We start from the raw sequence: 15,510 nt of genomic DNA, 5'->3' as shown, positions 1-15,510 counted from the left end.
ATCTCAGTGAATTACTTGTTATCAATTACGTTATCTAGTTTTCAAAGAACAACCGACAAATCGGATGATTTGTCTTCTATCATAGAGAGAATGATCTCTCAAAACTAAACAAAAACCAAAAGCGTCCTCATATCTTCCTTAGAAAGGAGGTGATCCAGCCGCACCTTCCGATACGGCTACCTTGTTACGACTTCACCCCAATCATCTACCCCACCTTAGGCGGCTGGCTCCTTGCGGTTACCCCACCGACTTCGGGTGTTGCAAACTCTCGTGGTGTGACGGGCGGTGTGTACAAGGCCCGGGAACGTATTCACCGCGGCATGCTGATCCGCGATTACTAGCGATTCCAGCTTCATGCAGGCGAGTTGCAGCCTGCAATCCGAACTGAGAATGGTTTTATGGGATTGGCTAAACCTCGCGGTCTCGCAGCCCTTTGTACCATCCATTGTAGCACGTGTGTAGCCCAGGTCATAAGGGGCATGATGATTTGACGTCATCCCCACCTTCCTCCGGTTTGTCACCGGCAGTCACCTTAGAGTGCCCAACTGAATGCTGGCAACTAAGATCAAGGGTTGCGCTCGTTGCGGGACTTAACCCAACATCTCACGACACGAGCTGACGACAACCATGCACCACCTGTCACTTTGTCCCCCGAAGGGGAACCTTCTATCTCTAGAAGTGGCAAAGGATGTCAAGACCTGGTAAGGTTCTTCGCGTTGCTTCGAATTAAACCACATGCTCCACCGCTTGTGCGGGCCCCCGTCAATTCCTTTGAGTTTCAGTCTTGCGACCGTACTCCCCAGGCGGAGTGCTTAATGCGTTAGCTGCAGCACTAAAGGGCGGAAACCCTCTAACACTTAGCACTCATCGTTTACGGCGTGGACTACCAGGGTATCTAATCCTGTTCGCTCCCCACGCTTTCGCGCCTCAGCGTCAGTTACAGACCAGAGAGTCGCCTTCGCCACTGGTGTTCCTCCACATCTCTACGCATTTCACCGCTACACGTGGAATTCCACTCTCCTCTTCTGCACTCAAGTTTCCCAGTTTCCAATGACCCTCCCCGGTTGAGCCGGGGGCTTTCACATCAGACTTAAGAAACCGCCTGCGCGCGCTTTACGCCCAATAATTCCGGACAACGCTTGCCACCTACGTATTACCGCGGCTGCTGGCACGTAGTTAGCCGTGGCTTTCTGGTTAGGTACCGTCAAGGTGCGAGCAGTTACTCTCGCACTTGTTCTTCCCTAACAACAGAGTTTTACGATCCGAAAACCTTCATCACTCACGCGGCGTTGCTCCGTCAGACTTTCGTCCATTGCGGAAGATTCCCTACTGCTGCCTCCCGTAGGAGTCTGGGCCGTGTCTCAGTCCCAGTGTGGCCGATCACCCTCTCAGGTCGGCTACGCATCGTTGCCTTGGTGAGCCATTACCTCACCAACTAGCTAATGCGCCGCGGGCCCATCTGTAAGTGACAGCCGAAACCGTCTTTCCAACTTGAACCATGCGGTTCAAGATACTATCCGGTATTAGCTCCGGTTTCCCGGAGTTATCCCAGTCTTACAGGCAGGTTGCCCACGTGTTACTCACCCGTCCGCCGCTGACCTCCGAAGAGGTCCGCTCGACTTGCATGTATTAGGCACGCCGCCAGCGTTCGTCCTGAGCCAGGATCAAACTCTCCGAAGAAAATTTGTGACTCAATTTGTTGCTGACTTCAAAAATTTAAAACGTTTGGTACGCTTTTGGTTTTGTTTAGTTTTCAAAGATCATTTGCTTCAAGAGCAACTTTTAAATCATACCATTGTTGATTTGTTAAGTCAACAACTTTTTAATAATAATTGGTGGAGCCTAGCGGGATCGAACCGCTGACCTCCTGCGTGCAAGGCAGGCGCTCTCCCAGCTGAGCTAAGGCCCCAATTAAAAGGTAAAGATGGTCGGGAAGACAGGATTCGAACCTGCGACCCCTTGGTCCCAAACCAAGTGCTCTACCAAGCTGAGCTACTTCCCGTATATGGCGCGCCCGATAGGAGTCGAACCCATAACCTTTTGATCCGTAGTCAAACGCTCTATCCAATTGAGCTACGGGCGCATATGTGATATAAGTGGTGCCGAGGACCGGAATCGAACCGGTACGGTAGTCACCTACCGCAGGATTTTAAGTCCTGTGCGTCTGCCAGTTCCGCCACCCCGGCGCAAGTAAAGAGCGGAAGACGGGATTCGAACCCGCGACCCCCACCTTGGCAAGGTGGTGTTCTACCACTGAACTACTTCCGCAAAATATGATGCGGGTGAAGGGACTCGAACCCCCACGTCAAAGACACTAGATCCTAAGTCTAGCGCGTCTGCCAATTCCGCCACACCCGCATATTAAGGAAAAATGGTGTGCCATGAAGGACTCGAACCTTCGACCCTCTGATTAAAAGTCAGATGCTCTACCGACTGAGCTAATGGCACATAGTTAAAATACACTCTTTAGTTTTGCAAGACACCCAAATCTCAGAAAGATTATTCAAGGAGTGGCTCAATTTGTGTGCTGAAGCGCAAGCTTCGAAGATTACTCGGTCGTGCTCTACCGACTGAGCTAATGGCACATAGTTTATAAATAAAACATGTTACGGTAAAAAAGTGGTGCCGGCAAGAGGACTTGAACCCCCAACCTACTGATTACAAGTCAGTTGCTCTACCAATTGAGCTACACCGGCATTTAATAGTAAGGTTTGCTGATATTATGCAGCTGTAAAGAATAAATGGTGGAGGATGACGGGCTCGAACCGCCGACCCTCTGCTTGTAAGGCAGATGCTCTCCCAGCTGAGCTAATCCTCCATTACAGCACTTTCGTGCTTAAGTATAAAAGTATACTGCCTGGCAACGTCCTACTCTCACAGGGGGAAACCCCCAACTACCATCGGCGCTAAAGAGCTTAACTTCCGTGTTCGGCATGGGAACGGGTGTGACCTCTTTGCCATCATCACCAGACAATATGCAATTGAAGAAAGAATGTTATTCTTTCAAAACTAAATAACGTATGATAACAAGTTTTCACTTAGGTTTTACACTTTATTAGACTGTGGTTAAGTCCTCGAACGATTAGTATCTGTCAGCTCCACACGTCACCGCGCTTCCACCTCAGACCTATCAACCTGATCATCTTTCAGGGTTCTTACTCACTTGCGTGATGGGAAATCTCATCTTGAGGGGGGCTTCATGCTTAGATGCTTTCAGCACTTATCCCTTCCGCACATAGCTACCCAGCGATGCCTTTGGCAAGACAACTGGTACACCAGCGGTGCGTCCATCCCGGTCCTCTCGTACTAAGGACAGCTCCTCTCAAATTTCCTGCGCCCACGACGGATAGGGACCGAACTGTCTCACGACGTTCTGAACCCAGCTCGCGTACCGCTTTAATGGGCGAACAGCCCAACCCTTGGGACCGACTACAGCCCCAGGATGCGATGAGCCGACATCGAGGTGCCAAACCTCCCCGTCGATGTGGACTCTTGGGGGAGATAAGCCTGTTATCCCCGGGGTAGCTTTTATCCGTTGAGCGATGGCCCTTCCATGCGGAACCACCGGATCACTAAGCCCGACTTTCGTCCCTGCTCGACTTGTAGGTCTCGCAGTCAAGCTCCCTTGTGCCTTTACACTCTGCGAATGATTTCCAACCATTCTGAGGGAACCTTTGGGCGCCTCCGTTACATTTTAGGAGGCGACCGCCCCAGTCAAACTGCCCACCTGACACTGTCTCCCAGCCCGATCAGGGCTGTGGGTTAGAATTTCAATACAGCAAGGGTAGTATCCCACCAATGCCTCCACCGAAGCTGGCGCTCCGGCTTCCAAGGCTCCTACCTATCCTGTACAAGCTGTACCAAAATTCAATATCAGGCTACAGTAAAGCTCCACGGGGTCTTTCCGTCCTGTCGCGGGTAACCTGCATCTTCACAGGTACTATAATTTCACCGAGTCTCTCGTTGAGACAGTGCCCAGATCGTTACGCCTTTCGTGCGGGTCGGAACTTACCCGACAAGGAATTTCGCTACCTTAGGACCGTTATAGTTACGGCCGCCGTTTACTGGGGCTTCAATTCAAAGCTTCGCTTGCGCTAACCTCTCCTCTTAACCTTCCAGCACCGGGCAGGCGTCAGCCCCTATACTTCGCCTTGCGGCTTCGCAGAGACCTGTGTTTTTGCTAAACAGTCGCCTGGGCCTATTCACTGCGGCTTTTCAGGGCTATGAACCCTAAAAAGCACCCCTTCTCCCGAAGTTACGGGGTCATTTTGCCGAGTTCCTTAACGAGAGTTCTCTCGCTCACCTTAGGATTCTCTCCTCGCCTACCTGTGTCGGTTTGCGGTACGGGCACCTCTCACCTCGCTAGAGGCTTTTCTTGGCAGTGTGGAATCAGGAACTTCGGTACTAAATTTCCCTCGCCATCACAGCTCAGCCTTATATGAGAAGCGGATTTGCCTACTTCTCAGCCTAACTGCTTGGACGCGCATATCCAACAGCGCGCTTGCCCTATCCTCCTGCGTCCCCCCATTGCTCAAATGGTGAGGAGGTGGTACAGGAATATCAACCTGTTGTCCATCGCCTACGCCTTTCGGCCTCGGCTTAGGTCCCGACTAACCCTGAGCGGACGAGCCTTCCTCAGGAAACCTTAGGCATTCGGTGGAGGGGATTCTCACCCCTCTTTCGCTACTCATACCGGCATTCTCACTTCTAAGCGCTCCACCAGTCCTTACGGTCTAGCTTCAACGCCCTTAGAACGCTCTCCTACCACTGTTCGTAAGAACAGTCCACAGCTTCGGTGATACGTTTAGCCCCGGTACATTTTCGGCGCAGAGTCACTCGACCAGTGAGCTATTACGCACTCTTTAAATGGTGGCTGCTTCTAAGCCAACATCCTGGTTGTCTAAGCAACTCCACATCCTTTTCCACTTAACGTATACTTTGGGACCTTAGCTGGTGGTCTGGGCTGTTTCCCTCTTGACTACGGATCTTATCACTCGCAGTCTGACTCCCAAGGAGCAAGTCTTTGGCATTCGGAGTTTGACTGAATTCGGTAACCCGATGAGGGCCCCTAGTCCAATCAGTGCTCTACCTCCAAGACTCTCATACTTGAGGCTAGCCCTAAAGCTATTTCGGAGAGAACCAGCTATCTCCAGGTTCGATTGGAATTTCTCCGCTACCCACACCTCATCCCCGCACTTTTCAACGTGCGTGGGTTCGGGCCTCCATTCAGTGTTACCTGAACTTCACCCTGGACATGGGTAGATCACCTGGTTTCGGGTCTACGACCACGTACTAAAACGCCCTATTCAGACTCGCTTTCGCTGCGGCTCCGTCTCATCAACTTAACCTTGCACGGGATCGTAACTCGCCGGTTCATTCTACAAAAGGCACGCCATCACCCATTAACGGGCTCTGACTACTTGTAAGCACACGGTTTCAGGATCTTTTCACTCCCCTTCCGGGGTGCTTTTCACCTTTCCCTCACGGTACTGGTTCACTATCGGTCACTAGGGAGTATTTAGCCTTGGGAGATGGTCCTCCCTGCTTCCGACGGGATTTCTCGTGTCCCGCCGTACTCAGGATCCACTCTGGAGGGAACGAAGTTTCGACTACAGGGTTATTACCTTCTCTGACGGACCTTTCCAGGTCGCTTCATCTACCCCGTTCCTTTGTAACTCCGTATAGAGTGTCCTACAACCCCAAGAGGCAAGCCTCTTGGTTTGGGCTAATTCCGTTTCGCTCGCCGCTACTTGGGAAATCGCGTTTGCTTTCTCTTCCTCCGGGTACTTAGATGTTTCAGTTCCCCGGGTCTGCCTTCATTATCCTATGTATTCAGATAAAGATACTGTTCCATTACGAACAGTGGGTTTCCCCATTCGGAAATCTCTGGATCAAAGCTTACTTACAGCTCCCCAAAGCATATCGGTGTTAGTCCCGTCCTTCATCGGCTCCTAGTGCCAAGGCATCCACCGTGCGCCCTTCATAACTTAACCTAAATGGTCAACCGCATCATAAGATGCGTTTCGCATTTCGTTGTTTGTTTAGACATAAATGTCTAGAAAATCACTAATTATGGTAAGCGTAAATCTCAGTGAATTACTTGTTATCAATTACGTTATCTAGTTTTCAAAGAACAACCGACAAATCGGATGATTTGTCTTTTATCATAGAGAGAATGATCTCTCAAAACTAAACAAAAACCAAAAGCGTCCTCATATCTTCCTTAGAAAGGAGGTGATCCAGCCGCACCTTCCGATACGGCTACCTTGTTACGACTTCACCCCAATCATCTACCCCACCTTAGGCGGCTGGCTCCTTGCGGTTACCCCACCGACTTCGGGTGTTGCAAACTCTCGTGGTGTGACGGGCGGTGTGTACAAGGCCCGGGAACGTATTCACCGCGGCATGCTGATCCGCGATTACTAGCGATTCCAGCTTCATGCAGGCGAGTTGCAGCCTGCAATCCGAACTGAGAATGGTTTTATGGGATTGGCTAAACCTCGCGGTCTCGCAGCCCTTTGTACCATCCATTGTAGCACGTGTGTAGCCCAGGTCATAAGGGGCATGATGATTTGACGTCATCCCCACCTTCCTCCGGTTTGTCACCGGCAGTCACCTTAGAGTGCCCAACTGAATGCTGGCAACTAAGATCAAGGGTTGCGCTCGTTGCGGGACTTAACCCAACATCTCACGACACGAGCTGACGACAACCATGCACCACCTGTCACTTTGTCCCCCGAAGGGGAACCTTCTATCTCTAGAAGTGGCAAAGGATGTCAAGACCTGGTAAGGTTCTTCGCGTTGCTTCGAATTAAACCACATGCTCCACCGCTTGTGCGGGCCCCCGTCAATTCCTTTGAGTTTCAGTCTTGCGACCGTACTCCCCAGGCGGAGTGCTTAATGCGTTAGCTGCAGCACTAAAGGGCGGAAACCCTCTAACACTTAGCACTCATCGTTTACGGCGTGGACTACCAGGGTATCTAATCCTGTTCGCTCCCCACGCTTTCGCGCCTCAGCGTCAGTTACAGACCAGAGAGTCGCCTTCGCCACTGGTGTTCCTCCACATCTCTACGCATTTCACCGCTACACGTGGAATTCCACTCTCCTCTTCTGCACTCAAGTTTCCCAGTTTCCAATGACCCTCCCCGGTTGAGCCGGGGGCTTTCACATCAGACTTAAGAAACCGCCTGCGCGCGCTTTACGCCCAATAATTCCGGACAACGCTTGCCACCTACGTATTACCGCGGCTGCTGGCACGTAGTTAGCCGTGGCTTTCTGGTTAGGTACCGTCAAGGTGCGAGCAGTTACTCTCGCACTTGTTCTTCCCTAACAACAGAGTTTTACGATCCGAAAACCTTCATCACTCACGCGGCGTTGCTCCGTCAGACTTTCGTCCATTGCGGAAGATTCCCTACTGCTGCCTCCCGTAGGAGTCTGGGCCGTGTCTCAGTCCCAGTGTGGCCGATCACCCTCTCAGGTCGGCTACGCATCGTTGCCTTGGTGAGCCATTACCTCACCAACTAGCTAATGCGCCGCGGGCCCATCTGTAAGTGACAGCCGAAACCGTCTTTCCAACTTGAACCATGCGGTTCAAGATACTATCCGGTATTAGCTCCGGTTTCCCGGAGTTATCCCAGTCTTACAGGCAGGTTGCCCACGTGTTACTCACCCGTCCGCCGCTGACCTCCGAAGAGGTCCGCTCGACTTGCATGTATTAGGCACGCCGCCAGCGTTCGTCCTGAGCCAGGATCAAACTCTCCGAAGAAAATTTGTGACTCAATTTGTTGCTGACTTCAAAAATTTAAAACGTTTGGTACGCTTTTGGTTTTGTTTAGTTTTCAAAGATCATTTGCTTCAAGAGCAACTTTTAAATCATACCATTGTTGATTTGTTAAGTCAAGCACTCTTTTCAACTTTTTATTTTTTTGTTAGTCCGCTTTTTTGCGGCAACGTTTAATAATATATCACCGCTAACACTATTAAGCAAGACTTTTTTATAAAAAAACAAAATAAAAAAACCTCCGTACTTAAACGGAGGTTTTTAACCGATATTAACGATGTCTCATATGCGGGAATAACAATACATCTCTAATAGAAGATGAGTTTGTCAGAAGCATAACTACACGGTCAATTCCGATTCCAAGACCGCCTGTTGGAGGCATTCCGTATTCCAAAGCTTCAATGAAGTCTTCGTCCATCATATGTGCCTCGTCATTTCCTTGCTCTCTTTCTTGAAGCTGTGCTTCAAACCGTTCTTTTTGATCGATTGGATCATTGAGTTCTGTAAATGCGTTCGCATGCTCGCGCGCTACAATGAATAATTCAAATCGATCAGTGAAACGAGGATCTTCATCATTCTTTTTCGCAAGAGGAGAGATTTCAACAGGATGACCAAAGATAAATGTCGGCTCAATTAGATGCTCTTCTACTTTTTGCTCAAAGAATTCATTTATGATATGGCCTACAGTCATGTTTTTGTTAATTTCAACATTATGCTCCGCTGCATGTGCTCGCGCTTCTTCGACGGTCATTTCCTGCCAGAAGTCTACACCTGTACGTTCTTTGATTGCATCAACCATGTGCAGCCTTGTCCACTCAGGCTGTAGATCAATCTCATACTCGCCATAAGTCACTTTCGTAGATCCAGTTACCTCTTTTGCAATATGAGCAATTAGATTTTCAGTTAATGACATGATGTCTCTATAGTCTGCATAAGCCTCATAAAGCTCAATCATCGTGAATTCCGGGTTATGGCGTGTAGAAATCCCTTCGTTTCTGTATACACGGCCAATTTCATATACTTTTTCCATTCCGCCCACAATTAGTCTCTTCAGATGAAGCTCAATCGCGATGCGCATGTACAATTGCATATCAAGTGCGTTGTGATGCGTTACAAATGGACGTGCTGATGCTCCGCCTGCAATTGTATGCATAGTTGGTGTTTCAACCTCTAAGTATCCGTTTTGGTCCAAATAACGGCGCATAGACTGAATGATCTTGCTGCGTGCAATAAATGTGCTTTTACTTTCGTCGTTCATGATTAAATCCAGGTATCTTTGACGGTAGCGCTGCTCGATGTCTTTCAAGCCGTGAAATTTGTCCGGAAGAGGACGCAACGATTTTGTCAGCAATTCAAAGCTTGTGACTTTAATAGAAAGCTCGCCCACTTTTGTTTTGAACATAACTCCTGTAACACCGACAATATCCCCTAAGTCAGCTGTGTTGAAAAGCTCATACTGCTCATCACCTACAGCATCTTTGCGCACATAGATCTGAATTTGCCCTTCGATGTCTTTAATGTGAGCAAATCCCGCTTTGCCTTTGCCGCGCTTGGTCATGATTCTTCCGGCAAGCGTAACAGAAATTTCTCTTTCTTCAAGATCTTCTTTTGAAATTTCACCGTACTCGCACACTAATTGTGCTGTATAACCTGTACGTTCGAAACGTTTGCCGAATGGATCCAAACCTTTTTCGCGAAGCGTATGTAGTTTTTCCCGTCTTACTTTCAGCTGGTCATTTAGTTCTTCGTGGGTTAATTCTTCGTGACTCAAAAAAATCAGCTCCTATTCTATTATTTACGAACGAAAGCAGAAAAACTGCCAGTTCAAACTGGCAGTATGCAATCGCTGCGTTGAAAGACAGATTATCCTGCCTGAATGCTGTTTTGTTGTTTTGCTTCTGCCTCTAAAGTAAACTCATCAAGCAAATTCACCAGTTCATCTCTTGTATCCATTGTATTAATGGCGTTTCTTACAATGGCGTTGCCGCGGATTCCTTTAAGGTACCATGCAGCATGCTTTCTCATTTCTCTGACAGCTACAGTTTCGCCTTTTAATGCGATCAAGCGATCTAAGTGAAGTTTGCAAACATCCATTTTTTCGCGTACAGACGGCTCACCGATCAATTCTCCCGTATCAAGATACTGAACTGTACGATAGATCATCCACGGGTTACCAAGAGCTGCACGCCCGATCATGACGCCATCAACACCTGTTTCATCAAGCATTCTTTTTGCATCTTGAGGTGTTTGGACATCGCCATTTCCGATAACGGGAATATTGACAGATTGTTTAACTTCTTTAATGATATCCCAATTTGCTGTTCCTTCATACATTTGAACTCTCGTACGGCCATGAAGTGCTACAGCTTTTCCGCCCGCTCTTTCAACTGCTTGAGCATTACTGACAGCATAGATATGTTTGTCATCCCAGCCCATGCGCATTTTAACAGTTACAGGTTTATCTACTGCATCAACAACAGCTGAAACCATGTCATAAATTTTGTCCGGATCAAGGAGCCATCTTGCGCCTGCATCACATTTCGTAATCTTAGGTACAGGACACCCCATATTGATATCAATAATATCTGCAGTCGTATTCTTATCAACGAATTTAGCTGCTTCTACCAGCGTATCTTTTTTGCCTCCGAAAATTTGAAGACTTAATGGTTTTTCGCGCTCATCAATATACAGCATGCCCATTGTTTTGGCATTGTTATAAAGGATCGCTTTATCGCTGACCATTTCAGCACAAACAAGACCCGCTCCAAATTCTTTTACTGTCAGACGGAATGCAGAGTTGCAGACTCCGGCCATCGGCGCAAGGACAACGCGGTTTTTCATTTGAATATCGCCTATTTTAAACAATATTTGACCTCCTTTTCTGCGATTCAATCTCTTGGTGATAATTCTTCTATGGTGACGTTCAGAGCGGCCGCTACTTCTTGTATCAACTGATCATTCGGCAGTCTGTTTCCCCGTTCAACTTCACCTAACACAGAAACAGAAATACCCAGGTCTTTTGCAAAGCTTTCTTGAGTATATCCTTTCAGCTTTCGAAAAGCGCGAATACGTCTTCCCCATTTTTCTGCTTCCATATTCGTACTCCTTTTTTATCTGTTAATTGATCTATAATTATCGAAAGCGGCTGCTCGCTGTTTGGAATCTTTATTTCTGGTTGTATCTCATAAAGCGGTATTAGCACGAACGAGCGTTCCAACATCCTTGGGTGAGGAATAATTAGGTGCTCTGTTTCAATATTTTCGTGATTAAACAACAAAATGTCAAGGTCTAAAGTTCGAGGACCCCATTTTAATTCTCTTTTTCTGCCAAGCTCTTTTTCAATCCCCTGCATGACATCCAGCAGCTGAAACGCTGATAAATCTGTGCGGACGGAGAGCACCATGTTCAAAAATGCATCCTGATCCACGTACCCGACTGGATCTGTTTCATAAATAGAGGAAATTTTTTCCACCTTTATAGCTGGATGCTCGTTCAAGCTTAGGATGGCATCTTTTACATAACGCTCTCTGTCTCCTATATTAGATCCAAGTGCGAGAAAGGCCTTGTTCATGTCCGGCCTCTTTTGATTTCAACCGAAACATGCTGATAATGCCCCGGGATTGGAGGATCTGGCTTGTACAGCTTTACTGTGCAATTGTTCACCTGCTGAAATTCCTTCAGCACTTGCTCAGCTATCTTTTCTGCAACAGCCTCCACAAGCTTATACGGCTTCCCTTCAGCAATGTTTTTGCAGATGTGATAAAGAGAAGCATAATTTACTGTATGCTGAAGATCATCTGTCCGTCCAGCTTCCCGCAAGTCAAGCTCGACCGTAAGATCCGCGCGAAACCGCTGCCCTAGTTTCGTTTCTTCAGAGAATACTCCGTGATACCCGTAGAATTCCATTCCGCTCACAACTATTTTATCCATGAACAGCCGCCCCTTTTCCAAGCATTGCATCCATCATCTTTGCCATTCTTGCAATACCCTGAACATCATGCACACGCACAATGCTGCACCCTTTTTCAATGCCGAGGCAAACTGTCGCGCCCGTCCCTTCCATTCTATCAGAAGGAGGGAGGTCAAGAATGCGGCCAATGAAGGATTTTCTTGATGTCCCTAAAAGGACCGGATAGCCAAGCTGCGTAAATGTTTCAAGGTTTCTCATGACTGCGAGGTTATCCTCCATTGTCTTTGCAAAGCCTATACCAGGATCTAAAATAATCTTATCATCCTGTAGACCCGCCTGCTTAACAATTTCAACACTTTCATTAAGATCGGCGATCATATCGGGAATCAAACTTTCGTATTTCCGCTCTTGCCTATTGTGCATTAGAACAATGGGAACATTATACTTAGCCGCTACAGCAGCCATATTTGGATCTGCTTTAGCTCCCCATACATCGTTGATTATTGTCGCTCCTGCAAGTATGGCCTGTTCAGCCACATCCGCTTTATACGTATCAATAGATATTGGCACATTGATTTCTTTAGAAAGTTTTCCAATGATCGGAACCACTCTTTTGATCTCTTCAGCAGAATCAACGTACTCTGCCCCAGGTCTTGTGGATTCCCCGCCAACATCAATAATATCTGCCCCGTTTGCAATCATCTCTTCTGCATGTGCAAGGGCAGAATCTATCTGATTAAATTTCCCCCCATCAGAAAAAGAGTCCGGAGTGAGGTTTAAGATCCCCATGATAAAGGTCTTTTCACTGAGGTTTAAATTATAAGGGCCGCATGATAGTTGTTTCTTATTGGCAAGTAAAATCGTTTCCATCTTCTCATCAATCCTTTACAGCTCAAATCTGCTTTTCAGCAGCATTGTATTTTGCTTATACATCTTCTGTAGTGTTTGCGTAATTTCACCTTTTTTCCCTAAAAAAGATTGGGAACCAATTTCTTTTAAAGGAATGATCTCCTGAACAGAATTTACCGCAAATACCTCATCAGCCTTTAGCAGCTTTTCTGCTGGATAGAAACCTTCCTCCGCTTGAAGGCCGATTTTTTCTAAACAGCGCATAATAAACTGGCGGGTAATCCCATTTAAAATGCCAGTATCAATTGAAGGAGTATATACGATATGATCTTTTATCCAAAAAAGGTTAGATACAATTCCTTCTGCCACAAAACCCTCTTTTGTTAAAAAAATGCCTTCAATTGATGGGTCATTGCCGATTTCATGCTTGGCCAGAATATTATTAAGATAATGATGCGATTTCAGGCGCTGCTCTCCCTCAGGGGTATTGCGCGGCAGCGATAAGATACGCCCGCTCTTTTCAAGATTCTCAGGCATTTCAGGCAGCTTCCTCATAAAGAGCATCACAGTCGGCTCCCAGTATTCCATTGCCCCAAAGGCAAGCCCGCCGGCACCTGCTGAAACATTTAAACGAACAGAGACGTTCTCGTTCTCCAGCTGATTAAGGACAAGCAGCTTCTGAATCACATCCTCAATCTTAAGACCGGTTAGTTCTAAGCGGATGTGAAGCTCTTCCAAGGCACCCTGCAGACGATGCAAGTGATCGTCCAGCAAAAAAGGATGCCCCTTATACAGCCTGAATGTTTCAAATGCCCCTAATCCATACAAATATCCATGATCAAAAGGGGAGATTTTTGCTTCCTCTGCTTTTACATAGTCTGAATTAAGGTAAATATACATATCGTTAAACCAGTTTTCTGGATGGCTGGTATGTTTTTATAAAATTGCCCAGCAGATTTTTTCCAAAGGAAGTCATAATCGATTCAGGATGAAATTGCACCCCTTCGATTGGAAGGGTTTTATGCCGAATCGCCATAATTTCATCTTCATCAGTCCATGCTGTAATCTCAAAGCAGTCTGGCAATGTTTCTTTTTTCACAATTAATGAATGATAGCGTGTTGCGGTAAATGGATTTTCTATATCCTGAAAGACCGTTTTTCCATCATGATGCATCTCCGATGTTTTCCCGTGCATTAATCGTTCTGCACGGACTACATCACCGCCAAATACCTGAGCAATAGATTGATGACCAAGGCATACTCCAAAAATAGGAATTTTCCCTGCAAAGTGTTCTATGGCTGCAAGACTGATTCCAGCTTCGTTAGGGCTGCAGGGCCCAGGTGAAATCATTAAGAAATCCGGGGCAAGCTCTTCCATTTCAGCCAAAGTAATTTCATCATTTCTGCGGACAACCAGTTCTTCACCAAGCTCACCTAAATACTGCACTAAATTAAATGTAAATGAATCATAATTATCAATCATTAAAATCATCTTTCTCTCACCTCTGCTGTCATATTCTCTTCTTCACTCAGCTCTTTTGCTCTCAATAAGGCCTGCGCCTTTTTTAATGACTCTTTGTATTCATGTTTCGGGTTTGAGTCGATCACGATTCCCGCTCCTGACTGGATGTAGGCATGTCCATCCTTTGCAAGCAGTGTGCGGATGACAATGTTCAGCTCCATATCTCCATTATATCCAATCCAGCCGATGGAGCCCGTATAAATGCCTCTTCGTGACGGTTCTAGTTCTTCAATAATTTCCATTGTTCTTATTTTCGGAGCTCCTGTTATCGTGCCCCCAGGAAAAACACCTTTAAAAACATCGATATAGTCTTTTTCTTCGGCTAATGTTCCTTGTACATTTGAAACAATGTGCATAACATGCGAATATTTTTCAATGACCATAAACTCGTTTACTTCAACTGTTCCGTATTTGCACACTCTTCCTAAGTCATTTCTCTCAAGATCGACAAGCATGACATGTTCTGCCCGTTCCTTCTCATTTTGAATCAGTTCATTTGCAAGCTTTGTATCTTCCTCTTCATTTTCCCCTCTCGACCTAGTTCCTGCGATTGGGCGCGTGCTTGCTTTTTCTCCATCAATCTTCACTAAAAGCTCTGGAGAGCCGCTGACAATCTGGAAATCCTTCAATTCGAGATAAGCCATATAAGGAGAAGGATTTAATTCTCTTAGCGTTTCATAAATCTTAAGCGGATGAACTTCTAACGGCTGGGTTTGCCTTACGGATAAGTTCACCTGAAAAACATCGCCGCTCTCTATATATTCTTTGATTTTCTCTACTGCTTCCATGAAGGATTCTTTAGTAAAAGCACCCTGCAACGCTTCCCCTTTAGGCGCAGCCTGTTTATGAATAAATGGCTCAGAACGCAACTCAGTCCAGCTCCGTTCCATTTCAGCAATGCGTCTCTTAGCCTCTTCTACTTCATGATCCTGTCTGTAATGGGTAATGAACCAAATCTCACGCTCTTGGTGATCATAAACAGCAAGATCATCAAACAGCAGGAAAAACAAATCAGGCGTTTCCAGATCATCTTTTGAATGCTGTTCGAGTTTTTCAAAATATCTTACACAATCGTAGCTGAAAAAGCCAATAGCTCCTCCCTGAAAATCCGGAAGCTCTTCGTCTTTAACAGATTTATAAGCAGAAAACCAGTCTCTGAAGGTATCGAGCAGATTCCCATTCCGTTCTTCTGCCGTATCATTCGTCTGTATTGTTAAAACAGAATCTTTCCCTCTTACAATCGCTGCAGGCTTCAATCCTGCAATGCTGTACCGTCCGCCTCTGCCGCTTTCTAAGAATGCATGATACTCCTCATGTTTAGAAAGATGCTGATATTGTTTAAAGAAATCAAGATTGTATTCCGCTTTTTTTGCGAGCGGCTTTCTCTCAAGATGCATCTATACCCTCTCCTTAAAAACTCATACCTTCATTTTACCTAAAACACAGGAA

Annotated in this window: 9 protein-coding genes, 9 tRNA genes and 4 rRNA genes; all 22 read right to left on the bottom strand. The window is 46.6% G+C overall.

Going from position 1 to position 15,510, the window contains the following annotated elements:
• Positions 1-142: 142 nt before the first annotated feature.
• A 16S ribosomal RNA gene (locus tag K8L98_RS00570) occupies positions 143-1,680 on the bottom strand.
• A gap of 153 nt (positions 1,681-1,833) precedes the next feature.
• A tRNA-Ala gene (locus K8L98_RS00565) sits at positions 1,834-1,909 on the bottom strand.
• Positions 1,910-1,925: 16 nt separating this feature from the next.
• Positions 1,926-2,002: transfer RNA gene (locus K8L98_RS00560), tRNA-Pro, on the bottom strand.
• Between the two features lie 4 nt (positions 2,003-2,006).
• Positions 2,007-2,083: transfer RNA gene (locus K8L98_RS00555), tRNA-Arg, on the bottom strand.
• Positions 2,084-2,097: 14 nt separating this feature from the next.
• Positions 2,098-2,186 (bottom strand) — tRNA-Leu (locus tag K8L98_RS00550).
• Positions 2,187-2,196: 10 nt separating this feature from the next.
• Positions 2,197-2,268: transfer RNA gene (locus K8L98_RS00545), tRNA-Gly, on the bottom strand.
• A 9-nt stretch (positions 2,269-2,277) separates the two neighbouring features.
• A tRNA-Leu gene (locus K8L98_RS00540) sits at positions 2,278-2,358 on the bottom strand.
• 14 nt (positions 2,359-2,372) lie between these two features.
• Positions 2,373-2,448 (bottom strand) — tRNA-Lys (locus tag K8L98_RS00535).
• A 172-nt stretch (positions 2,449-2,620) separates the two neighbouring features.
• Positions 2,621-2,696 (bottom strand) — tRNA-Thr (locus tag K8L98_RS00530).
• Between the two features lie 46 nt (positions 2,697-2,742).
• Positions 2,743-2,818 (bottom strand) — tRNA-Val (locus K8L98_RS00525).
• Positions 2,819-2,855: 37 nt separating this feature from the next.
• Positions 2,856-2,971 (bottom strand): 5S ribosomal RNA (rrf, locus tag K8L98_RS00520).
• A gap of 91 nt (positions 2,972-3,062) precedes the next feature.
• A 23S ribosomal RNA gene (locus K8L98_RS00515) occupies positions 3,063-5,993 on the bottom strand.
• A gap of 234 nt (positions 5,994-6,227) precedes the next feature.
• Positions 6,228-7,765: ribosomal RNA gene (locus tag K8L98_RS00510) — 16S ribosomal RNA — on the bottom strand.
• The 16S, 23S and 5S rRNA genes sit together here with 9 tRNA genes alongside, the layout of an rRNA operon.
• 286 nt (positions 7,766-8,051) lie before the next feature.
• The gene (lysS, locus tag K8L98_RS00505) at positions 8,052-9,551 is read right to left on the bottom strand and encodes a lysine--tRNA ligase (protein WP_223438913.1); all 1,500 of its coding nucleotides are present in this window, start codon (positions 9,549-9,551) and stop codon (positions 8,052-8,054) included.
• A 92-nt stretch (positions 9,552-9,643) separates the two neighbouring features.
• Positions 9,644-10,645, bottom strand: a complete 1,002-nt coding sequence (gene dusB, locus K8L98_RS00500; RefSeq protein ID WP_223438912.1) for a tRNA dihydrouridine synthase DusB — start codon at positions 10,643-10,645, stop codon at positions 9,644-9,646.
• Positions 10,646-10,668: 23 nt separating this feature from the next.
• Complete coding sequence (locus tag K8L98_RS00495) at positions 10,669-10,875, bottom strand: helix-turn-helix domain-containing protein (RefSeq protein ID WP_223438911.1); 207 nt, start codon at positions 10,873-10,875, stop codon at positions 10,669-10,671.
• Positions 10,827-11,351 carry a 2-amino-4-hydroxy-6-hydroxymethyldihydropteridine diphosphokinase gene (gene folK, locus K8L98_RS00490; RefSeq protein WP_223438910.1) on the bottom strand — a complete coding sequence of 175 codons (525 nt, stop codon included), beginning with the start codon at positions 11,349-11,351 and terminating at the stop codon, positions 10,827-10,829. The genes K8L98_RS00495 and folK overlap by 49 nt, the downstream gene beginning before the upstream one ends.
• Positions 11,348-11,710: a dihydroneopterin aldolase gene (gene folB, locus K8L98_RS00485; protein ID WP_223438909.1), complete on the bottom strand. Its 363-nt coding sequence runs from the start codon at positions 11,708-11,710 to the stop codon at positions 11,348-11,350. Before folB ends, folK begins: the two co-directional genes overlap by 4 nt.
• Positions 11,703-12,560, bottom strand: coding sequence for a dihydropteroate synthase (folP, locus tag K8L98_RS00480; RefSeq protein ID WP_223438908.1), 858 nt, complete (start codon positions 12,558-12,560; stop codon positions 11,703-11,705). The genes folB and folP overlap by 8 nt, the downstream gene beginning before the upstream one ends.
• A 15-nt stretch (positions 12,561-12,575) precedes the next feature.
• Positions 12,576-13,439 (bottom strand): aminodeoxychorismate lyase, encoded by an 864-nt coding sequence (gene pabC, locus K8L98_RS00475; RefSeq protein WP_223438907.1) that lies wholly within the window; start codon positions 13,437-13,439, stop codon positions 12,576-12,578.
• A 4-nt stretch (positions 13,440-13,443) separates the two neighbouring features.
• The gene (gene pabA / locus K8L98_RS00470; RefSeq protein WP_223438906.1) at positions 13,444-14,031 is read right to left on the bottom strand and encodes an aminodeoxychorismate/anthranilate synthase component II; all 588 of its coding nucleotides are present in this window, start codon (positions 14,029-14,031) and stop codon (positions 13,444-13,446) included.
• Positions 14,028-15,458 carry an anthranilate synthase component I gene (gene trpE, locus K8L98_RS00465; protein ID WP_223438905.1) on the bottom strand — a complete coding sequence of 477 codons (1,431 nt, stop codon included), beginning with the start codon at positions 15,456-15,458 and terminating at the stop codon, positions 14,028-14,030. Before trpE ends, pabA begins: the two co-directional genes overlap by 4 nt.
• Between the last annotated feature and the right edge of the window lie 52 nt (positions 15,459-15,510).

This window comes from Metabacillus dongyingensis (genome assembly GCF_019933155.2).
Classification (GTDB): Bacteria; Bacillota; Bacilli; order Bacillales; family Bacillaceae; genus Bacillus_P; species Bacillus_P dongyingensis.
The sequence above is the reverse complement of the archived record's forward strand: the minus strand, read 5'-3'. Positions and strand labels throughout refer to the sequence as shown.

What these genes read in the sequence shown, in the direction of transcription:
- pabC (WP_223438907.1), bottom strand. Translation starts at nt 13,439, where the DNA reads ATGTATATTTACCTTAATTCAGACTATGTAAAAGCAGAGGAAGCAAAA.
- pabA (WP_223438906.1), bottom strand. Translation starts at nt 14,031, where the DNA reads ATGATTTTAATGATTGATAATTATGATTCATTTACATTTAATTTAGTG.
- folB (WP_223438909.1), bottom strand. Translation starts at nt 11,710, where the DNA reads ATGGATAAAATAGTTGTGAGCGGAATGGAATTCTACGGGTATCACGGA.
- trpE (WP_223438905.1), bottom strand. Translation starts at nt 15,458, where the DNA reads ATGCATCTTGAGAGAAAGCCGCTCGCAAAAAAAGCGGAATACAATCTT.
- folK (WP_223438910.1), bottom strand. Translation starts at nt 11,351, where the DNA reads ATGAACAAGGCCTTTCTCGCACTTGGATCTAATATAGGAGACAGAGAG.
- folP (WP_223438908.1), bottom strand. Translation starts at nt 12,560, where the DNA reads ATGGAAACGATTTTACTTGCCAATAAGAAACAACTATCATGCGGCCCT.
- K8L98_RS00495 (WP_223438911.1), bottom strand. Translation starts at nt 10,875, where the DNA reads ATGGAAGCAGAAAAATGGGGAAGACGTATTCGCGCTTTTCGAAAGCTG.